Annotated in this window: 20 protein-coding genes and 4 tRNA genes; 19 read left to right on the top strand and 5 right to left on the bottom strand. The window is 42.6% G+C overall.

Annotated elements, in window-relative coordinates:
• Window positions 1–45: 45 nt before the first annotated feature.
• Both ACFSRY_RS03335 and ahcY read left to right on the top strand, forming a co-directional pair.
• On the top strand, window positions 46–741 hold the full coding sequence (locus tag ACFSRY_RS03335) for a DUF4397 domain-containing protein (RefSeq protein WP_377503344.1): 696 nt from the start codon (window positions 46–48) through the stop codon (window positions 739–741).
• Between the two features lie 164 nt (window positions 742–905).
• The gene (gene ahcY / locus ACFSRY_RS03330; protein WP_377503343.1) at window positions 906–2,213 is read left to right on the top strand and encodes an adenosylhomocysteinase; all 1,308 of its coding nucleotides are present in this window, start codon (window positions 906–908) and stop codon (window positions 2,211–2,213) included.
• Window positions 2,214–2,303: 90 nt separating this feature from the next.
• Here the strand turns inward: ahcY and ACFSRY_RS03325 are convergent, their stop codons facing one another.
• On the bottom strand, window positions 2,304–3,050 hold the full coding sequence (locus tag ACFSRY_RS03325; protein WP_377503342.1) for a LytR/AlgR family response regulator transcription factor: 747 nt from the start codon (window positions 3,048–3,050) through the stop codon (window positions 2,304–2,306).
• Between the two features lie 29 nt (window positions 3,051–3,079).
• Window positions 3,080–6,067 carry a two-component regulator propeller domain-containing protein gene (locus ACFSRY_RS03320; protein WP_377503341.1) on the bottom strand — a complete coding sequence of 996 codons (2,988 nt, stop codon included), beginning with the start codon at window positions 6,065–6,067 and terminating at the stop codon, window positions 3,080–3,082.
• Window positions 6,068–6,376: 309 nt separating this feature from the next.
• On the opposite strand from ACFSRY_RS03320, the gene ACFSRY_RS03315 reads away from it, so the two are divergent.
• The 6 genes from ACFSRY_RS03315 (at window position 6,377) to nadD (ending at window position 10,526) form a co-directional block, all read left to right on the top strand.
• Window positions 6,377–7,156, top strand: coding sequence for a glycosyltransferase family 2 protein (locus tag ACFSRY_RS03315; protein ID WP_377503340.1), 780 nt, complete (start codon window positions 6,377–6,379; stop codon window positions 7,154–7,156).
• A 17-nt stretch (window positions 7,157–7,173) separates the two neighbouring features.
• Window positions 7,174–8,163 carry a glycosyltransferase family 2 protein gene (locus ACFSRY_RS03310; RefSeq protein ID WP_377503339.1) on the top strand — a complete coding sequence of 330 codons (990 nt, stop codon included), beginning with the start codon at window positions 7,174–7,176 and terminating at the stop codon, window positions 8,161–8,163.
• A 304-nt stretch (window positions 8,164–8,467) separates the two neighbouring features.
• Window positions 8,468–9,061 carry a sigma-70 family RNA polymerase sigma factor gene (locus tag ACFSRY_RS03305; protein WP_377503338.1) on the top strand — a complete coding sequence of 198 codons (594 nt, stop codon included), beginning with the start codon at window positions 8,468–8,470 and terminating at the stop codon, window positions 9,059–9,061.
• Window positions 9,062–9,084: 23 nt separating this feature from the next.
• Window positions 9,085–9,366, top strand: a complete 282-nt coding sequence (locus ACFSRY_RS03300) for a zf-HC2 domain-containing protein (protein WP_377503337.1) — start codon at window positions 9,085–9,087, stop codon at window positions 9,364–9,366.
• 6 nt (window positions 9,367–9,372) lie between these two features.
• Window positions 9,373–9,957, top strand: a complete 585-nt coding sequence (gmk, locus tag ACFSRY_RS03295) for a guanylate kinase (protein ID WP_377503336.1) — start codon at window positions 9,373–9,375, stop codon at window positions 9,955–9,957.
• Window positions 9,954–10,526, top strand: a complete 573-nt coding sequence (gene nadD, locus ACFSRY_RS03290; RefSeq protein WP_377503335.1) for a nicotinate (nicotinamide) nucleotide adenylyltransferase — start codon at window positions 9,954–9,956, stop codon at window positions 10,524–10,526. Before gmk ends, nadD begins: the two co-directional genes overlap by 4 nt.
• A gap of 120 nt (window positions 10,527–10,646) precedes the next feature.
• Here the strand turns inward: nadD and frr are convergent, their stop codons facing one another.
• The 3 genes from frr to ACFSRY_RS03275 all read right to left on the bottom strand — a co-directional run bounded on the left by frr (window position 10,647) and on the right by ACFSRY_RS03275 (window position 12,635).
• Window positions 10,647–11,210: a ribosome recycling factor gene (gene frr, locus ACFSRY_RS03285; RefSeq protein ID WP_377503334.1), complete on the bottom strand. Its 564-nt coding sequence runs from the start codon at window positions 11,208–11,210 to the stop codon at window positions 10,647–10,649.
• A gap of 60 nt (window positions 11,211–11,270) precedes the next feature.
• Window positions 11,271–12,056, bottom strand: a complete 786-nt coding sequence (gene pyrH / locus ACFSRY_RS03280; protein WP_377503333.1) for a UMP kinase — start codon at window positions 12,054–12,056, stop codon at window positions 11,271–11,273.
• A gap of 81 nt (window positions 12,057–12,137) precedes the next feature.
• Complete coding sequence (locus tag ACFSRY_RS03275) at window positions 12,138–12,635, bottom strand: acetyl-CoA carboxylase biotin carboxyl carrier protein subunit (protein WP_377503332.1); 498 nt, start codon at window positions 12,633–12,635, stop codon at window positions 12,138–12,140.
• Between the two features lie 84 nt (window positions 12,636–12,719).
• Between ACFSRY_RS03275 and ACFSRY_RS03270 the strand changes: the two genes are divergently transcribed.
• The 11 genes from ACFSRY_RS03270 to rplJ all read left to right on the top strand — a co-directional run bounded on the left by ACFSRY_RS03270 (window position 12,720) and on the right by rplJ (window position 19,729).
• Window positions 12,720–15,266, top strand: a complete 2,547-nt coding sequence (locus ACFSRY_RS03270; protein ID WP_377503331.1) for a M1 family metallopeptidase — start codon at window positions 12,720–12,722, stop codon at window positions 15,264–15,266.
• 163 nt (window positions 15,267–15,429) lie between these two features.
• Window positions 15,430–15,512 (top strand) — tRNA-Tyr (locus tag ACFSRY_RS03265).
• 36 nt (window positions 15,513–15,548) lie between these two features.
• Window positions 15,549–15,621 (top strand) — tRNA-Gly (locus ACFSRY_RS03260).
• Window positions 15,622–15,735: 114 nt separating this feature from the next.
• Window positions 15,736–15,807, top strand: a tRNA-Thr gene (locus ACFSRY_RS03255).
• Window positions 15,808–15,878: 71 nt separating this feature from the next.
• On the top strand, window positions 15,879–17,066 hold the full coding sequence (gene tuf / locus ACFSRY_RS03250; protein ID WP_377503330.1) for an elongation factor Tu: 1,188 nt from the start codon (window positions 15,879–15,881) through the stop codon (window positions 17,064–17,066).
• Window positions 17,067–17,175: 109 nt separating this feature from the next.
• Window positions 17,176–17,248, top strand: a tRNA-Trp gene (locus ACFSRY_RS03245).
• Window positions 17,249–17,277: 29 nt separating this feature from the next.
• On the top strand, window positions 17,278–17,469 hold the full coding sequence (gene secE / locus ACFSRY_RS03240; RefSeq protein ID WP_377503329.1) for a preprotein translocase subunit SecE: 192 nt from the start codon (window positions 17,278–17,280) through the stop codon (window positions 17,467–17,469).
• Between the two features lie 8 nt (window positions 17,470–17,477).
• Window positions 17,478–18,035: a transcription termination/antitermination protein NusG gene (nusG, locus tag ACFSRY_RS03235; RefSeq protein WP_377503328.1), complete on the top strand. Its 558-nt coding sequence runs from the start codon at window positions 17,478–17,480 to the stop codon at window positions 18,033–18,035.
• A 12-nt stretch (window positions 18,036–18,047) separates the two neighbouring features.
• The gene (rplK, locus tag ACFSRY_RS03230) at window positions 18,048–18,491 is read left to right on the top strand and encodes a 50S ribosomal protein L11 (RefSeq protein ID WP_377503327.1); all 444 of its coding nucleotides are present in this window, start codon (window positions 18,048–18,050) and stop codon (window positions 18,489–18,491) included.
• A gap of 16 nt (window positions 18,492–18,507) precedes the next feature.
• Window positions 18,508–19,200, top strand: a complete 693-nt coding sequence (rplA, locus tag ACFSRY_RS03225) for a 50S ribosomal protein L1 (protein WP_377503326.1) — start codon at window positions 18,508–18,510, stop codon at window positions 19,198–19,200.
• A 4-nt stretch (window positions 19,201–19,204) separates the two neighbouring features.
• Window positions 19,205–19,729 (top strand): 50S ribosomal protein L10, encoded by a 525-nt coding sequence (rplJ, locus tag ACFSRY_RS03220; RefSeq protein WP_377503325.1) that lies wholly within the window; start codon window positions 19,205–19,207, stop codon window positions 19,727–19,729.
• Window positions 19,730–19,733: the final 4 nt, after the last annotated feature.

The following is a 19,733-nucleotide window of genomic DNA, read 5'->3' as shown; positions in this document are numbered from 1 at the left end:
GTTTATTATCAAATGATTAACCTTTTTAACTAAAATTGAAATACTATGAAAAACTGGATGAAAATTTTGTTTATGGCAGTTATGCCGGCCATGCTCTTCGTAAGCTGTGATGATGACGATGATGATTTGGATTTGCTGGAGGACTCTGCACAGGTTATGGTGGTGCATGCGTCGCCTAATGCACCTGCTGTAGATTTGTATGTAGATAATCAAAAAGTAAATGCATCAGCACTAAATTACCCTAACAATACAGGTTATTTAGATGTAGAGGCCGGTAATCGTAACATCAAAGTAACTCCTGCAGGAGCGGGGGTAAACGATGCAGTAATAAATGCTAATGTAGATTTAGATGAAGATGTTTTTTATTCTGTGTTTGCTGCAGATGTTGTAAGTAGCATTGAACCAGTAGTGTTAGTAGATGATTTAACAGAGCCAGCGGCCGGAAGAGCACATGTGCGCTTTGTACACCTGTCGCCTGATGCTCCTGCAGTAGACATAGCCGTACAAAATGGTCCGGTACTTTTTTCTAACATTGAATTTAAGGAAAATACTGCTTTCATGCCTGTAAACGCCGGATCCTACACCCTGGAGGTCAGGCCTACTGGTTCTTCTAATGCAGTATTAACTCCTACTGTGAATCTGGTGGAGGGTGGTATCTATACCATCTTTGCAAAAGGCTTTGTAACACCTCCAGCCGGAAACAACAACACTTTAGGAGCTGAAGTGATTATAAATAACTAGCTGATGTAGCTTAAATTATTCTACAAAATAACAAGGAGCGCTTACCATTATGGTAAGCGCTCCTTGTTATTTAAACCCATGTAACATAGATAGTTGACGTAATAGTATTGAACTTGCGCAACAAATTGTGTATTTTTGTGTTTTCATCAGAAAATAGACACATAATGATCGATACACAGCTTAAGTACAAAGTGCGCGATATCTCACTGGCAGAGTGGGGGCGTAAAGAAATCAGACTTGCAGAGGCAGAGATGCCAGGTTTGATGGCTATCCGCGAAGAGTTTGGCCAGAGCAAGCCATTAGCAGGAGCCCGTATTGCCGGTTGCCTTCACATGACTATCCAGACAGCAGTTCTTATTGAGACACTGGTGGAGTTAGGTGCTGAGGTTACCTGGTCTTCTTGTAACATCTTTTCTACCCAGGACCATGCTGCTGCTGCCATTGCTGCTGCAGGTATCTCAGTGTATGCCTGGAAGGGCATGACGGCTGAGGAGTTTGACTGGTGTATTGAGCAGACTCTTTTCTTTGGTGACGATCGCAAGCCGCTGAACATGATCCTGGATGATGGTGGTGATCTTACTAACATGGTGCTGGATAAGTATCCTGAACTTGCTGGTGGTATCAAAGGCCTGTCTGAGGAAACTACTACTGGTGTTCACCGCCTGTACGAGCGCATGAAGAACGGAACACTTCCTATGCCAGCTATTAATGTTAATGATTCTGTTACTAAGTCTAAGTTTGATAACAAATATGGCTGTAAGGAATCTCTGGTAGATGCTATCCGTCGTGCCACTGACGTAATGATGGCTGGTAAAGTAGCTGTTGTAGCTGGTTATGGTGACGTTGGTAAAGGGTCAGCAGCTTCACTTAGAGGTGCAGGTGCCCGAGTGATCGTTACAGAGATTGATCCTATCTGTGCGCTTCAGGCTGCTATGGACGGTTTCGCTGTTAAGAAAATGGCTGATGCCGTAAAAGAGGCTGACATCGTTGTAACTGCTACAGGTAACAAAGACATCATTGGTGAGCAGGAATTTCGCTCTATGAAAGATAAAGCCATTGTTTGTAACATCGGTCACTTCGACAATGAAATCGATATGGCTTGGTTGAATGGTGCCTATGGTAACACAAAAGATGTAATCAAACCACAGGTAGATCTTTATAACATTGACGGAAAAGATATCTTAGTGCTGGCTGAAGGTCGTCTTGTGAACCTTGGTTGCGCTACTGGTCATCCGTCTTTTGTAATGTCTAACTCTTTTTCTAACCAGACGCTGGCACAGTTAGAGCTTTGGACTAATGCAGATGCTTACGAGAATAAGGTTTATACACTGCCTAAGCACCTGGATGAGAAAGTAGCTCGCCTGCACCTTTCTAAGATTGGTGTTGAGCTGGATGAGCTTTCTCCTGAGCAGGCTCGTTATATTGGCGTAGAGGTTGAAGGGCCTTACAAGCCAGAATATTACAGATACTAAGAAGTATTTAGGTATAAAAAAGCCGGTGCATTTACTGCACCGGCTTTTTGTTTTTATGTAAGTGAGGTTATCTCAGGTGTATGGCTTCCTTCATATAATGTTGAATTTAGACATCAGGCCTTTTTTATAAGATTTACCGATTGGAATATCTCCTTTCGAGAAAACGACAGAATTCTCTTCTAGCGCCTCTATTTTATCCAGGTTAGCAATATAAGAACGGTGTACACGTACAAAATTCTGAGGCGGCAACTTGTGCTCCATATCCTTTAGCGTGGAGCTAACCAGGTACTTTTGATCTGCGGTAACTATAAAAGAGTAGTTGTCATAAGCTTCTACCCAAATAATTTCGCTGTAATGTACCTTTATAATTCGATGCTTTACCTTTACAAATATGTAATCGCTTGCAACCTCTGCCTCTTTGTGGTTTACCGGCGACCCATTTACTTCTTTATCATCCTTTGCACCACTATCGTGTTTATAAAGCGCTATCTCGATAGCGGATCGTAAGCTTTTTTCATCAAAAGGCTTTACCAGAAACCCATCAGGCTCCGTTTTCTTAGCCCGGTCAATAGTGGCATTGTCAGCATATGCGGTCAGGTAAATAAAGGGGATGTCGAACTCCTGCCTTATTTGAGAACCAATATCTACGCCGTCTTTATTACCGCCAAGGTTGATGTCTAACAGCACCAGGTCCGGTTGGGTCTCCCGTATCCTGTTAATGGTATCTTCGCCTGAATCTATTGCACATGTTGTGTAGCCTAGTTCCTCCAAACTAGCTGCAAGATCCTCCGCAATGATGACCTCGTCTTCTGAGATAAGAATTTTGGGTTTTGTCATAGCATTAGGTTCTTACGGTAATTTTAAAATTATGATGGTAAAACAAAATGTAATATTGAATTTGTTCCATTGTTGTTAATGAAGCTAATAGTCCCGTTCAGCTTTTTACTTAGCGAGGAAACTAACTGTAAACCAAAAGATTGTTTCTTTTTTAAATCGAAATCTGCCGGCAAACCCTTGCCATTATCGCAGACAACCAAAGTACAATGATTATTCGCCTGTTGTTTCAGTTCTATACGTAGCAACCCTTGCTTATGCTCACCAGTGAATGCATATTTTAACGAATTGGAAACGAGTTCGTTTACAATTAAACCTAAAGTTATTGCAGAATCGATATCTACCTTTGCAGGAGGTACTTGCAGCTCCAGCGCCACTTGCTCTGTTATAACGCCATAGGCTTCATACAAGCTCTCACAAATGCCCCTGAAATAATCATCCAGGTCAATTTGACCCAGATCATCATGGCGGTATAAACGTTCGTGAAGAATGGCCATAGAACGAACCCTGCTTCGGACTGCCTGCATTACTTCTACGGCATGGGGATCCTTCACGTGCCGGGCCTGCAGGTTAAGCATGCTGATCACGATTTGCAAGTTGTTCTTTACCCGGTGGTGAATTTCCTGCAGAAGCATTTCTTTCTCACGGTTCTTCCTTTCCAGCAATCTTGTCCGGTGGTTTACACGCATCTCCAGCAAAGTATTCATTTTTACCAGGCTCCTTTCCCGTAGCCTTACAATACTGAGCACGGCACCCGCCAAAACCAGAAGCAACACCCCTATGAACCATTCCCTGCGCCAGATAGGTGGTACAATGGAGAAAGTATAGATCAGAGGACGAGGAGTCCAGTAACCATCGTTATTTTGTGCATGCAGTTCAAAAGTGTACGTGCCAGGGTTTAAGTTTGCATAAGTGGCAAAGGATTGATCTGTAGCCGGTGACCATTGGCCCTCATACCCTTTCAATTTGTATCTGTACTTTACCTGGTCAGGGCCTGAGAGGCAGATACCATGAAAGTCAAATGTGAGATGATTTTGTGTGTGTGGAAGCTTTAAGTTGACAGGTAAACCTGTTATAGAGTCTACTTTGTAGCCAAGTTCCTGCCAGTTTGTTGGCTTCTGGTACAGCATCAGTTGGTTTAGAGAAACTGTGGGGTACACTTTGTTTCGCCTGTCCAGGGTGGGCAGGTACTTTGTAAGGCCTTTTGTGGTCCCAAACCAGACAAGCCCGTCTGATGTCTGAGTTATGGCGTTGTAGCAGATCTCTATTCCTCTAAATCCATTTGATCCAGCATAACTTCTAAAGTTAAGCCTTCCGCTCTGTCGTAGCAGGGGTAACCTGATTTTTAATACATCACGGCTAGTCCCTACCCACAAGTTATCTTTTGCATCAATGAACAGCCCTTTTATACCTTCGCTTGGTAAGCCATCGGCTGAAGTGAAGAGTTTTGGCTTGGCCCAATTTTCATTTAGAACTGCTAAGCCATAGTTGAAGCCTCCGAAGTAAAGCGTACCTTCTTTATCTTCTGCAATAGAGGTAACATCTTCTAACTCGTATCGGGCCAGTTCAGGAGCTTTTATGATTTTATCGCCATCTAGCTTATACACACCACTGGCAGCTCCAAACCAAATTCTGCCTTTGCTGTCTTCCAGAATATAGTATACTTTCTCTGGAAGCTGTCCATCTGGGGTAGCGTAGTTTTTAAACTTACCCTTCGATAAGCAGGAAACACCTTGGGCAGTTGCAAACCAAATATTCCCCTTTCCATCAGTAACGCACTGGAGGATCTCATTCGTAGGCAGACCGTCCTTTTGGGTATAGTGTTTTATAGTGTCAGGTGATACATACCAGGCCCCATTGCTCATAGAAAGCCAGGCGCTGTTATCATTTACTAAACTGATGTAATTGATTGAGACACCCTCAGGCCAGGCTGTATTACGGTTCCAGTTAAGCCGCCCCCCATCCATATAGGCGATACTGCCTTCATCTGTCCCTATCCAAACCCTCCCTTTAGAATCTTTGGTAAGAGCGGTTATGCGGGGTTCACTCAATTCACCAAACTCAAAATAATGTACAAACCACGGAGAGGTGAATTGCTGTAGTCCATACCCATCTGTTCCTATCCAAATGTTTCCTTCCATGTCAGTAGCCAGGGATGAAATTCGCTTGGTGCGCAACCCGTTCTGGCGGGTAATGTGGGTGAACTTTGTCCCATTATACTTTATTAGGCCATTCTGCCGCAGGGAAATCCACAAATTACCGTAGGGATCGTGGGTGAAACTGGAAACGCTAAGGTTTGGCGTATTCAGAGGTAACTCAAAGTGTGCTAAAGAATCTGAAGTTACATTTGCTGCACCGGCGTCTGTTCCAATCCATAAAGTACCTTTTTTATCTCGAGAAAGGGTGGTGACACTGTTATGTGGTAAAGCGCTGTTCTCCGTTGTGAAGTTCGAAACAGAGGCTAGTTCGACCTTATAAAGTCCGTTGGTTTTGGTGCCAGCCCAGAATGTGCCTTCCTGAGTTGCCAGCGCGGTGGTGTAGTGCAAGTCAGGTAGCGTTTTAAATTTTACAAAAGTATCATTGAAGGAGTAAAATATACCTTGATCAGTAGCTAGCCAGATCCTTCCCATTTTGTCCTCTGTTATATCAGAAACTGTTTTGGCTGAAAGCCCTTGCTCCTTACCGTACTGGATAAAACCAGTTCCGGTAAAGCGGTTCAGGCCCCTGTCAGAGGTGCCTATCCATATACGTTTGCGGCTGTCCTGAAAAACAGAGGAAACATTGTTACTACTCAGGCCATCTTCTTTTGTATAAGTAGTGAAAGTGCTTCCGTTAAAGTGGCTAATACCACCACGGGTGGCAATCCAGAGTAACCCACGGTGGTCCTGAATAATACTGTTCACCTGCGACTGTGGCAAACCCTGTTCAAGCGTCCAGTTACGAAAATTGTACTGTTGCCCCAAGGTATTAAACGCCAGCAAAAGCAGGAGGAAAAGAAAAGATATACGGTTTAGATACATTAAGAGGAAGTAATTATACTCCGTTAGCCATTTAACTAAGTGAATATGCCAAAACGAAGGTATTATAGTATAATACCATACGAAGCTTTCGGGAAAAGGTAGCAGCAATTTTGTTGCTTATATTTGGTAAATAGCACCATTAAGTTTGTAAACAGCCTAGTAAAGCTGGCTGTCAAAGGGTGCCGGGAAATTAGATTTATCAAAAGAGGTGTAATAACCGCAATGAATTAGAAATGGAATGGCAGGAGTGGGGTTTGATTTAAATAGCCGATATTTGTAGCAGGATTAACTTAAAGAGAAACAACTGTTATGGAAGTGAAGCTATCGGTGTGTATCATCACTTATAATGAGGAACGTAATATTGAACGTTGTTTAAAATCTGTAGAGGGTATAGCTGACGAAATCATAGTTGTAGACTCTTTATCAACTGACCGGACAAAGGAAATTTGCTTGGCTCACGGTGTTCGGTTTATAGAGAATCCTTTCAAAAGTATGATTGACCAGAAAAGCTTTGCCTTAAAGCAAGCAAACTATAAGCATGTTTTGGCACTTGATGCAGATGAGGCACTAACAGAAGAACTAAGAAATTCTGTGCTTGCTGTTAAGAATAATTGGATGGCAGATGCTTACCTAATGAATCGCTTAACAAATTATAGGGGAGAGTGGATCAGGCACTCTGGCTGGTATCCTGACAGAAAGCTCAGGCTCTTCGATAAAACAAAGGCAGCATGGGGAGGCCAAAACCCACACGACAGAGTAATTCCTGAAGAGGGTGCTAAAGTTCAGAGACTAAAAGGAGACATGTTGCATTACTTCTGCTATAATGTAAAGCAGCACCTGGACCAGGTAAACAGATACTCTGAGATTTTTAAGGATGAAATGAAGGCCAAAGGAAGGAAAACTTCTGTGCTGGCGATAGTTGTAAAACCTCCCTTCAGATTTTTTAGAACATACTTTTTGCAAGCCGGATTTTTGGATGGCTTTAACGGCTTCTTTATAGCGGGTCTTTCTGCCTACACTGTTTTTCTCAAATATTCAAAACTCTACCTGTCTTACAAAGACGAGGAGGAAACGTCCTGTTCTAACTAAATTCAGCGCTTTTACTTATGGTAACAGGTATTTCTGTTGTTATTCCTAATTATAACGGCGTTCACCTTTTTGAGAAGAATACGCTCTCTACAGTAGTGGATGCATTGCAGGCAGTTAACAAACCCTCCGAAATTATTGTAGTGGATGACTGCTCTACAGATGATTCTATTGCTTACCTACGGAAGAACTACCCTGATATAAAAGTTATAGCGAATGAGAAAAACAGCGGGTTCTCTGTTACTGCCAACCGAGGTATTCGTGCAGCTGCGCATGATAAGGTACTGCTGTTAAATAGCGATGTAAAACTTACCCCTGATTATTTCAAAAATCAGTTCAAGTATTTTGATAAGCCTGATACCTTCGGCGTGATGGGACGCATTGTTGGTTGGGACGATGAGAAGATACAGGATGGGGCAAAGTATCCTTCCTTCCACGGAAGTAAAATTAAAACATCAGGCAATTACCTGCTAAAAGATGAAAGGCAAATGGAGGATGGGCTTTATTCTGCTTATTTGTCCGGAGCGAATGCCTTTATCGATAAAGAAAAGTTTTTGTTACTGGGAGGGCTTAATGAGGCTTTTTCCCCTTTTTACATAGAAGACTTTGAGCTCTCACTAAGGGCATGGCGCTTAGGCTTTAAGTGCTATTATGACTATAGTAGTGTGTGCAGGCACCAAGTGTCCACTTCAATAAAATCAAAAAGCAAAAAGAAGTACGTAAGTGCGATATACGACCGTAACAAAATGTATTTGCATGCTATACACCTGGATGGTCTCCAGAAACTATTGTGGTACATGCAACTCATTCCTGAAGCTCTGATCAGAATTTTTACCTTCAGGTGGCACTACCTTAGAGCATTGAATATGTTCCTTGGATCGCAGGATAAAGTAAGAGAGTCGCGGGAGGACTTTGAAAGGCTTTCGCGGAAACTGAATAAAAAGTTAAGCATCAAAGAAGTGCAGAGGCTTATACTAAGCAGTATAAGGAACGAGAAATTCATGTTGTAAGGGTTTAAAAGTAAACCAGAGGAAACAGTGCAATTATGAAGAGAAGCCGCTGCCTTACAGGATGATGTTAGCGTTGTTAAACCTCCTTTCTGAATTTTTTTAACCGTTGCCTGCCACAAACTCATATTTGGCTTAACTAAATGTGGCTGTGATAAGTATAATTGAAGATATCTGAAAAATGTACAGATGAGATAGAGGGGCCGCTTTGCAACCCTAAACTGTCTACAGCTGTATGTAATTAAAATTTCTATATTTGCGTATAATACGCGATTGAGGACTTCACAAAAGTACAAAATCCAAGTAGATGAGCGAGCAAACAGGTAAACAGCTAAGTAAGGAGGAGAAAGATGCACGGTTTGAGGCAGAACTTTTGCCCGTGCTGGACCCTCTGTACAACTTTGCCTACAGGCTCACCTTAGACGAAGACGACGCCAATGACCTGGTGCAGGAGACGTATCTGAAAGCCTACCGTTTTTTTGACTACTTCGAGCAAGGAACTAATGCAAAAGCATGGCTGTTCCGAATCCTGAAGAACTCATTCATAAACGAGTTTCGGAAAAAGAGCAAACAACCTGCTAAGGTAGACTACAGCGAAGTTGAGGGATATTACAATTCCGAAGATGTAGAAGGTGAAAGCGGAGTGGCTTCTACCACTGATATGCGCACAGAAAGTGTGCAGGATCTGATAGGAGATGAAGTAGCCAGTGCTTTGAATGCTTTGCCTGTCGACTTTAGGACGGTAATTATACTTTGTGATTTGGAAGGATTTACCTATGAGGAAATGGCCAAAATACTGGACATCCCGATTGGTACCGTACGCTCCAGATTGCACCGCGCCCGAAACTCTTTGAAGGAGAAGTTGGAAAAGTATGCAAAAAGCATGGGTTATAACAGTTAGAGATTTTAAGAGTTTGAGTAAAGATGGAATCGAAATTTACAGAAGTGTATCAGAAAACATCTGAGGAAGGTCACGACACAGATTGTGGCAAGGTATCAGATATGCTAGACCTTGTTATTGATGGTGAAGCAACCTCCGAGGAGCAGAAATTTTTTAACACTCACATTGAGGAGTGCGTAAATTGTTTCGAAAGCCATCAGAAGCATAAGCTTTTAAAAGGGATCGTTAGCGGCCATCTCAAGCGCGTGATTGTGCCAGAAAGCCTGGCATTTTCTATTCGAGCGAAGATTCAAGAAACTTTATAACCCCTAATGCAAGGCAAGATCATCATCTTCTCGGCTCCATCCGGTGCCGGTAAAACCACCATTGTAAAGCACCTGCTCAGCGTAAACCCAAACCTGAGCTTTTCTATTTCAGCCTGCACACGCGATAAGCGCGGCCGCACTGAAGAAAACGGCAAAGACTACTACTTTATAACGCCGGAAGATTTCAAGAAAAAAATAGCAAACGATGAGTTTGTGGAGTGGGAAGAAGTGTACGAAGGAGCCTTCTATGGTACGCTTAAATCTGAAATTGAGCGCATCTGGAAAAGTGGGAAGCATGTGATTCTTGATGTAGATGTGAAGGGAGGATTGAGTATCAAGCATTTCTACAAGAACAGAGCTCTTGCTGTTTTTGTAAAGCCGCCATCTGTAGATGAACTTGCTAAAAGATTAACTGCACGCAACACCGATTCTGCTTCCAGTATTTCCAGCCGCGTGTTCAAAGCAAAATTTGAAATGGGATTTGAAGATCAGTTCGATAAAGTGATCGTGAACGATGATCTTAATAAAGCCTGTGCAGAGGCGGAGAAACTGGTAAAAGAGTTTCTAAATACAGAGCCAGCTATTGTATGAAAGTAGGCCTGCTGTTTGGCTCCTTTAATCCAATTCACATCGGGCACCTCATACTTGCCAATTTTATGGCTACCAACACCGATCTTGATACCGTGTGGCTGGTAGTGTCGCCTCAGAACCCGTTTAAGCCAAGTAAAACTTTACTGCATGAGTTTGACCGGTTACATATGGTATCACTGGCAATTGCAGATAACCCTAACTTAGGTGTATCTAATATTGAGTTCAGTATGCCCCGGCCTAGCTATACTATAGATACACTTACGTATCTGCAGGAGAAATACCCTAGCTATGAATTTGTGCTGATAATGGGAGAAGATAACCTGCCTCTGTTCCCGAAGTGGAAAAACTACGAAAGTATATTGGCTTACCATAAGGTTTATGTGTACCCCCGGTCAGGATCTGTTACCACAGAAGTTACTGAAATACCTAACATAACCTTTGTAAAGGCTCCTGTGCTTGATATTTCAGCTACATTTATTCGGAAATGTATTCAGGAAGAGAAGAGTATAAAGTATTTAGTGCCAGATGAGGTTGCAGAATACATAGCTGTACATAAACTATATCAGTAAGAGTCTTATTGCCAAATGACAATTGATAAAGTCCCATAATAAGAAGAGCCCCGCACATTCTGCGGGGCTCTTCTTATTATGATGAACAAAGATATTCTCAGTTCGAATTCTTTTAGTTATTTAAATTGTCATAATTTCTGCTTCTTTCTTAGCAAGCAGTTCATCAACTTTTACGATATAAGAATCAGTTAGCTTCTGCACTTTAGCTTCCGCGTCACGTACAGCATCCTCCGAAGTTCCCTCTTTCTGAAGTTTTCTAAGACTATCATTTACATCCTTGCGCACGTTACGGATGCTTATTTTACCATTCTCAGTCTCGTTTTTTACCTGCTTTACCAGTTCACGACGACGTTCTTCTGTCAAAGCCGGTATATTGAGTCGAACTGCATCAGCTTCCTGCTGAGGGTTTAAGCCTAAGTCACTGTTCTTAATAGCTTTGTTGATCTCACCCAGCATGTTTTTTTCCCAAGGCTTAATAAGCAGTGTGCGAGCATCAGGAGCTGTGATATTGGCAACCTGAGAAACAGGAGTTGGGGTGCCATAGTAATCAACGCGCAAACCTTCTACCATGGCAGGAGAGGCTTTGCCAGCACGAATTTTAGTAAGTTCTGAACTGGTATGTTGCACCGCTTTGTCCATAGACTCCTCTGCTTCACTGAGGTAAAACTGAATTTCTTCCGTCATATCAATAATTGCTTATAAAAGTTCTGTTGAAACAATACAAATTGTTTAACTACAAAAATACTAATTTTTGTCAGTTTTGTTTGGAATGTCTGATGCCTGTAATTCATTTACAGTATCCTTTAACGTTTCTGCGAGGTCATCCATGGATACTAGTGTGCCAATCTCCTCGCCCTGTACGAGGCGTTTCAGGTTGCCAGGGGTATTCATATCAAAAACGATAATAGACAGACCATTCTCTTTACAAAGCGTAAAGGCAGTCATGTCCATCACATTTAGACCTTTCTCAAATACGTCTTTGAAGGAAATATTTCTGTAAAAAACCGCATTAGGGTCTTTTTCAGGGTCTGCAGAGTAAATACCATCCACACGGGTTCCCTTCAAAACTACATCCGCCTCAATTTCAATAGCGCGTAGTGATGCTGCAGAGTCTGTTGTAAAGTATGGATTACCGGTGCCTGCTCCAAAGATTACTACCCGGCCTTTCTCCAGGTGGCGAACAGCCCGGCGGCGAATGTAGGGCTCACAAACCTGCTGAATATTAAGGCCTGAAAGTAAGCGTGTATACACTCCGATCTTCTCCAGGGCGCTCTGTAAAGCCATACTGTTAATTACTGTAGCCAGCATACCCATGTAATCGCCCTGTACTCGGTCCAGGCCCACTTGCTCAGCCTGCACGCCTCTAAATATGTTGCCTCCTCCAATTACTACAGCTACCTCTACGCCTAAGCCAGCAACTTCTTTAATTTCCTTAGCATACTGGATCAATCGGTTAGAATCGATACCATACTGCTGTTCTCCCATCAGCGCCTCACCGCTAAGCTTCAGTAATATTCTCTTATACTTCACGATCTATACTTTAAATGTTCTGAGTTTTGTCTATGGTTTCTGAGGGCAGACACGTGCAGCCCATCTGGCAACACAAAATAATTAGAATAAAATCAAAACCTGATTCTTTTCTACGTTCTGGCGGGCCTGAACTTTTATCTCTTTCACAACTCCATCTCCAGGCGACTTCAGAATGTTTTCCATTTTCATTGCCTCCAGAATAAGAATAGGGTCTCCTTTCTTCACTTCCTGACCTGGTTGTACTTTTATTTCAAGTATAAGTCCTGGCATAGGGGCCTTCACATCATTTACTTTCTGTGTATTGGCATCACTCATGCCAAGTTGGTCAAGCAATATATCGAAACGGTCTTTCACGCTTACTGTTTGCTTTACACCATTGATCTTAAAAGTAAAGGTTTTAGACTGATAATCAGCCTGCACCAGTTCTGCAGTGAAAGATTTGTTGTCCTTTATAATATGAAAAGTGTTGGAGCTGATGGGTTGGATGTCCCAATTAAAAGGTGTTCCGTTCAGAATTATGGTTTCTTTTTGAATATCAACCTGCCATGTTTTGTCGTTAGCGGTTTTTATCTGGAGCATCTTGTATATGTGGTTTAGAGCTTAAAGATAATTGATTTCTCACAGTATTTTTAGAACTTGACTTCAAAATTAAAATATTCCATCATGAATCATAGGTTTTTGAGTGTAGTTGGTATGGCAGTTTCCCTGTCGTTTATGGCAGCTTGTAATACTGGCAAGACGGCAACTGACAGCAAAACTTTAAAAGTAGCAACAAGCAAGCAATCCGTGCAGGTTACTGATACAGTTCCTGCCTGGGCACCTAAAAAGCATGCTTTTAACCCGTCCCGCACCTTAGAGCACGATCTTATACATACCAAACTACGCGTTAGTTTCGATTGGGAGAAGCAATATCTGAATGGTTTGGCAGAGCTTACTTTAAAACCGTATTTCTATCCTCAGAATACCCTTGCCCTGGATGCAAAAGGGATGGATATACATAGTGTAAGTCTGATGAAGGGATATGATGCTACTCCTCTTTCATATAAGTATGATGGGCAAAAAATTATTATCGAGCTTGATAAGACATATTCCCGCACCGAAGAATATGTAATTGAGGTTGATTATACGGCAAAGCCTAACGAATTAAAGGCATCAGGCAGCGATGCAATCACGCAGGATAAAGGACTTTATTTCATAAATCCGTTAGGTAAGGACCCTAATAAACCGAAGCAGATCTGGACACAAGGGGAGACGGAGGCAAGTTCTGCCTGGTTTCCGACAATAGATGCGCCCAATGAGCGCATGACACAGGATATCTACATTACAGTAGATCCACAGTTTACCACTCTATCCAATGGTACCTTTATGTACTCCCGGCAAAATGCCGATGGCACCAAAACAGACTATTGGAAACAGGACCTGCCTCATGCTCCTTACCTGACAATGCTGGCTATTGGTGACTTTGCCGTGGTAAAGGATAAATGGAGAGATAAAGAAATAAATTATTATGTAGAGCCAGCTTACAAAGGAACGGCTAAAAAGGTGTTTGGGAATACACCCGAAATGATGGAGTTCTTCTCTAAGAAACTGGGAATGGTTTATCCTTGGTCTAAGTATGCTCAGGTGGTAGTTCGTGATTTCGTGTCAGGAGCCATGGAGAATACATCAGCCTCTACCTTTATGGAGGACTTGCAAATGAATGAGCGGGAGTTGCTGGATAAGAACTGGGACGGAATTATAGCGCACGAGCTGTTTCACCAGTGGTTCGGCGATTATGTTACCACAGAATCATGGGCAAACCTGCCATTAAATGAGGCTTTCGCAAACTATTCAGAGTATTTGTGGGCAGAGCATAAATATGGCGCTGATGAGGCAGCTTATCTGCAGTTAGATGAGCTGAGTCAATACCTGGAAGAAGCTCAGACAAAAAGAGAACCTCTGATCAGGTACTACTATGAAGATCGGGAAGATATGTTTGACAGTCATTCCTATGCAAAGGGAGGAAGGGTTCTGCACATGCTACGCACAATGGTAGGCGATGAAGCATGGTGGGCATCTTTAAACCGTTACCTCACCCAAAATAAATTTTCTGCAGTAGAGGTGGCCGAACTAAGAATGGCCTTTGAAGATGTAACCGGCCAGGACTTAATGTGGTTTTTTGACCAGTGGTTCATGAAGCCCGGCCACCCGGAACTAAAAGTGCAGCACAGTTATGAGAACGGGCAACTGAATTTACAAGTAACTCAACAACAGGACACAACTTATATGCCGGTGTATCGTCTGCCCCTAAAAGTAGCTGTTTGGACAAATGGAAAAAAAGTTGAACATCCAGTTGTTGTTGACAAAGCCGAGCAAACCTTTTCGTTTCCCGTCGCCTCCCAGCCAGACTTAGTTCTATTGGACCCTGAACAGCAACTTCTGGGGACTGTAGATCAGGAAAAGACGAAGCAAGAGCTGATTTTTCAAATCAACAGTGCTAGGCATGCAGGATTAAAACTTAAAGCTATCGAGGAACTTGGAGAGAAGCAGATTTCTGATGCAGATGTTATAAATGCTTTAGAACAAGCTCTGCGTGATGATTACTGGAGAGTAAGAAGTGCAGCCATTAATACGCTAAGTAGTTTAGAGCCAGGTAAGGCTGCTGGTGTAGAGGGAGAAATTCTGCGCCTAGCGCGTGAGGATAAAAGAGGAGCTGTGCGTGCGGATGCAGTGCTTGCGCTTGCAAATTGGGGCGGCAGCAAGTATAAAAGCTTATATGAACAGGCGATGCAGGATAGCTCCTATATGGTGGCCGCTGCCGGTTTGTTAGGATATGCAGGTACGGGAGCCTCAGATACAATGGCGAAGCTTGAGATGTTTGATAAAGAAAAGAGTGAAGATGTCGTGTTAGCTCTTTCGACGTACTATGCGCTACAGGGAGGGCCGGCGAAGTATGATTGGTTCATGAAGAAGATAGGAGAGGTGAGGGGAGGAACTTTGTATTATGTGCTCCAAAGTTTTGGAGCTTATCTTGCGTCCAATCCAGAGAAAAATACACCGGAAGCGATAGCTTTATTAGCAGACATAGCACAGAACAGTCCAGTGTATTACGTAAGAGGGTCTGCTTATCAAGCATTGATGGTGATGTCTGACCGGCCGGAGGTTCAGCAAATTTTGCAGGAAGTGAAAGAGAATGAAAGAGATAAGCGTCTGTTGGAGATGTATAACTAAAACCAACAGGATGCAGGAACAGAAAAAAGTGAACTTTTTTTGCAAGAATATTTGACAGAGAAGAAAAAGCGCTTAATTTTGCATCTCCTTAGAACGAAGAACGCTTCTGAAGCGCTTCGGTTGAAGGAGAAAGTTTTGCTGATTTAGTGTGAAATTAGCGTATGGGGAGATTCCAGAGCGGCCAAATGGGACGGACTGTAACTCCGTTGTCTTACGACTTCGCAGGTTCGAATCCTGCTCTCCCCACAGAGTATTATGCCGGAAAGGCTTTTGGTAATTAAAGCGGGAGTAGCTCAGTTGGTAGAGCGATAGCCTTCCAAGCTATAGGCCGCGAGTTCGACCCTCGTCTCCCGCTCATTTTTAAAGAAGAGATTAATTTTAACTTACGGGCTTTAATTGGAAGGGATTTCATCTTGATGGATTTCCTTTTTATTGTAAGTTGAGATTTAGGCGCTTCGGAAAGTTTTCAGCCGACGTAGCTCAGGGGTAGAGTACTTCCTTGGTAAGGAAGGGGTCGTGGGTTCAATTCCCATCGTTGGCTCTAAGTCCGTTACGTGTAATTAAAAGCGCGACAGAAACTTAAACGTTTTAACCTTAATTTAATATCATACAATGGCTAAAGAAACATTTGACCGTTCCAAACCGCACGTAAATATCGGTACTATTGGTCACGTTGACCACGGTAAGACTACTCTTACAGCTGCTATCACTACTGTGTTGGCTAAGAAAGGTCTTGCTTCGCTTCGTGACTTCTCTTCAATTGACAATGCTCCTGAAGAAAAAGAAAGAGGTATTACTATCAATACTTCTCACGTAGAATACGCTACAGAAAGCCGTCACTATGCTCACGTTGACTGCCCAGGTCACGCTGACTACGTGAAGAACATGGTTACTGGTGCTGCTCAGATGGACGGTGCTATCCTTGTAGTTGCTGCTACAGATGGTCCAATGCCACAAACTCGTGAGCACATCCTTCTTGCTCGTCAGGTAGGTGTACCTCAGCTAGTAGTTTTCATGAACAAAGTTGACATGGTTGACGATCCAGAGCTTCTTGAGCTTGTTGAGATGGAAATCCGTGAGCTACTTTCTTTCTACGATTTCGATGGCGATAACATTCCAGTAATCCAGGGTTCAGCTCTAGGTGGCCTGAATGGCGACGATAAGTGGGTAAAAACTATTGAAGATCTAATGGATGCTGTTGACAACTGGATTCCAATTCCAGCTCGTCTGACTGACCTTCCATTCTTGATGCCAGTTGAGGACGTATTCTCAATCACAGGCCGTGGTACTGTTGCTACAGGTCGTATTGAGCGTGGTGTAATCAACTCTGGTGAGCAAGTGGACATTTTAGGTATGGGTGCTGAGAACTTGAAGTCTACAGTTACTGGTGTTGAGATGTTCCGTAAGATCCTTGACAGAGGTGAAGCTGGTGACAACGTAGGTCTACTTCTTCGTGGTATAGAGAAAACTGATATCCGTCGTGGTATGGTTATCTGTAAGCCAGGTTCTGTAAAGCCTCACACACACTTCAAAGCTGAGGTTTACGTTCTTTCTAAAGAAGAAGGTGGTCGTCACACACCATTCTTTAACAAATACCGTCCACAGTTCTACTTCAGAACGACAGACGTAACTGGTGAGATCATTCTTCCAGAAGGTGTAGAAATGGTAATGCCAGGTGATAACATCACTATCGAAGTGAAGTTGATCAACGCTGTTGCAATGGAGAAAGGTCTACGTTTCGCTATCCGTGAGGGTGGTAGAACAGTAGGTGCTGGTCAGGTAACTGAAATCCTTGACTAAAAATATGTTACAAGCCCGTTCTTGATAAGTTTTTTAAGAACGGGTTTGTTTTCATAAAAATATTATATAAATTTGCACTCCATTTGATAAAAATGGCGTGCATTTTTTTACGGGTGTAGCTCAATTGGTAGAGTAGTGGTCTCCAAAACCATTGGCTGGGAGTTCGAGTCTCTCCACCCGTGCAATTAAAAACTATCTGGAAAGCGAAGAAATGAGCAAGGTAAGAAACTACGTAAGTGAAACAGTTGAGGAAATGAGAGATAAAGTCTCCTGGCCCTCTTACTCTGAATTGCAGAATAGCTCTGTATTAGTGCTAATAGGTTCTCTTATTTTTGCTTTGATAGTTGGTGCTATGGATTTTGTTTTTGATTCAGGCCTGACGTGGTTCTATAACCAGTTTTAAAGAAACCTATGGCTGATTTAAAGTGGTATGTAGTGCGCGCTGTAAGTGGGCAGGAAAAGAAAGCAAAGGCTTACCTTGAAAATGAGATCTTAAGGCAAAACCTTGAGGAGTATGTTCCACAAGTGTTGATACCTGCTGAAAAGGTATATGAAATGCGCGGAGGTAAAAAGAGGATTCGGGAGCGCAATTTCTTTCCAGGATATGTATTGGTTCATGCGGATCTGTCTCATGGAGAGGCAGAACACATAATAATAAGTACTCCGGGGGTTATAGGCTTCCTTGGGGCGAATGATGCTTCTGCAAACAAGAAGCCGGTGCCACTTCGTCAATCAGAAATAAACAGAATCTTAGGAACTGTTGATGAGGCGGAGGAGCAAGCAGAAGTGCTGGATACTCCATTTATAGTTGGTGAAACTGTAAAAGTGATGGACGGGCCATTTAGTGGCTTCTCTGGAACTGTTGAGGAAGTATTTGAAGAGCGTAAGAAACTCAATGTGATGGTGAAGATCTTCGGAAGAAACACACCAGTTGAGTTGAACTACATGCAAGTGGAAAAAGAATCGTAGTAAATACAAATAATGGCAAAGGAAATAAAAGGTTATCTGAAACTTCAGATAAAGGGAGGTGCCGCGAATCCATCGCCACCGGTTGGACCTGCACTTGGTTCTAAAGGTCTTAATATCATGGAGTTCTGTAAGCAGTTTAATGCTAGAACTCAGGATAAGCCTGGTCAAGTGTTACCAGTATTGATTACAATCTATGCAGACAAGTCCTTCGACTTTGTGGTGAAAACTCCACCTGCTCCAGTATTGTTAATGGATGCTGCTAAACTAAAGGGAGGTTCTAAAGAGCCAAACCGTAACAAAGTAGGTTCAGTTACATGGGATCAGGTAAGAGAGATTGCTGAGACAAAAATGCCCGATTTAAATGCTTTCAAACTGGAATCAGCTATGAAACAAGTAGCAGGAACAGCTAGAAGCATGGGTATCACTGTATCAGGTAAAGCTCCGTGGAACGAATAATTACAGTTAAAGGATAATGGCGAAGATTTCAAAAAATAGAAAAGCAGCTTTGGAAAAAGCTGACTTGACAAAAGAATATTCTTTAGCAGATGCCGCTTCAGTAGTAAAGGATATCACCTTCACTAAATTTGATGCCTCTGTTGATATCGATGTTCGTCTTGGTGTAGACCCTCGTAAGGCAGACCAAATGGTGCGTGGTATTGTTACACTTCCTCACGGAACAGGTAAAGAAGTAAAAGTGCTTGCACTGGTTACGCCTGATAAAGAGCAGGAAGCGAAAGATGCTGGTGCTGATTTCGTAGGTCTAGATGATTATATTCAGAAAATCGAAAAGGGATGGACTGATGTAGATGTAATCATCACGATGCCTGCTGTAATGGCCAAAGTTGGTCGTTTGGGTAGAATATTAGGTCCTCGTAACCTGATGCCGAATCCAAAGTCAGGAACAGTTACACAAGACGTAGCAAAAGCAGTAAAAGAAGTAAAGGCCGGTAAAATCGACTTTAAAGTTGATAAATTTGGTATCATTCATACAAGCGTAGGAAAGGTGTCTTTCTCTGCAGAGCAGCTTGCTGCAAACGCAGCGGAAGTAATTCAAACACTAAACCGTTTGAAGCCTTCTTCAGCAAAGGGTACATACATCAAGAGCATAACATTGTCTAGCACAATGAGCCCGGCCGTAATCGTTGACAAGAACGCAACTATCTAAGAACATGACCAGGGAAGAAAAAGAAATAATTGTACAGGACCTGAGCGAGAAGTTAGCGAACACAAACTACTTCTATATTACAGATGCTTCAACTATGACGGTTGCTGGTATCAACGCATTCAGGAGAATGGCCTTTGAAAGAGGCATCGAGTACAAGGTATATAAGAACAAATTGATCAAGAAAGCCTTAGATACATTAGAGGCTGACACTACTGAGCTTGAAGGAGTTTTGAAAGGCGCTTCCGGTATCCTGTTCTCTGCTGAGTCAGGCAATGCCCCTGCAAAACTAATACAGGACTTCAGAAAGAAGGGAAATACGCTTCCACTTCTTAAGGGTGCCTTCATTGATAGCGGTCTTTACATTGGTGAGGAGCAGTTGAAAACACTGTCTGAGATCAAGTCTAAGAACGAACTTATCGGTGATATCATTGGTTTATTACAGTCTCCAGCTAAGAACGTTGTTTCAGCGCTTCAAAGCAGTGGCGGTAAGTTAGCCGGTATCCTGAAAACTTTATCTGAAAAAGAATAATTTC

Origin of the sequence: Pontibacter locisalis (assembly GCF_042684605.1) — a bacterium.
Lineage (GTDB): Bacteria > Bacteroidota > Bacteroidia > Cytophagales > Hymenobacteraceae > Pontibacter > Pontibacter locisalis.
The sequence above is the reverse complement of the archived record's forward strand: the minus strand, read 5'-3'. Positions and strand labels throughout refer to the sequence as shown.